Consider the following 655-nt stretch of genomic DNA (forward strand, 5'->3'; position numbering starts at 1 on the left):
TCTGCCGCCGATCGTGCGCGGTGAACAGGACGGCCGTCACGTTCGGCACGGCCCGCACCTGCCCAGCGCACGGAGCCGAGATCAATACACCCGGCTCGCCTGGCTATTCGTCTGCGCCAGGATCTGTTCGATGTCCCAGAGGTGGTGGTAGGCGTCGTGACAATTATTCCGAGCGACGTCCTCGGCTGTCTGGCGGCCCCGAGTCGCATGCTGGAGTGCGACCTTGTCGCTCAGCGCTTGACCTACAACCTCAACCCAGACAGCCGCGGCTAGCGCGCTCGACCACGCGGCGACGGAAAATGGCAGAGCAGCGTATCCGCGGGCCACCGCCAGCGCGTCGGGGTCGTAGCCGACGACCTCGTTCTGCTGGGAGAGAAGTGCGGCCTGCAGCCGCTCGGACCATTGGCGCAGGTTGTCCCCCACGTGGCAGACATACTCGGTGACTGACCATCCACCACCCAGACGGCGTTCAGTGCCGTCGGCCCCGGCGGATGCGGCAGCGAGATGCTGATTCCAACCGGAAACCCAGCTCAAGGCCTGCTGCGGTGTCACTGACCAGTCAAATCCGCACACTCGACACGGATCTCCGTACAGTGCTGCACCCCACGACTCCATGCGGACGAAATCTACCGGTCGCAGCGGTCGCGCCCCGTGG

The 655-nt window shown here is 65.6% G+C and carries 1 protein-coding gene; it reads right to left on the bottom strand.

Annotated elements, in window-relative coordinates; translation table 11 throughout:
• Positions 1–81 precede the first annotated feature (81 nt).
• Positions 82–552, bottom strand: a complete 471-nt coding sequence (locus tag IEY73_RS32820) for a hypothetical protein (RefSeq protein WP_189083236.1) — start codon at positions 550–552, stop codon at positions 82–84.
• Between the last annotated feature and the right edge of the window lie 103 nt (positions 553–655).

It is taken from the genome of Mangrovihabitans endophyticus, assembly GCF_014646155.1.
In the GTDB taxonomy this organism is placed as follows: domain Bacteria; phylum Actinomycetota; class Actinomycetes; order Mycobacteriales; family Micromonosporaceae; genus Actinoplanes; species Actinoplanes endophyticus.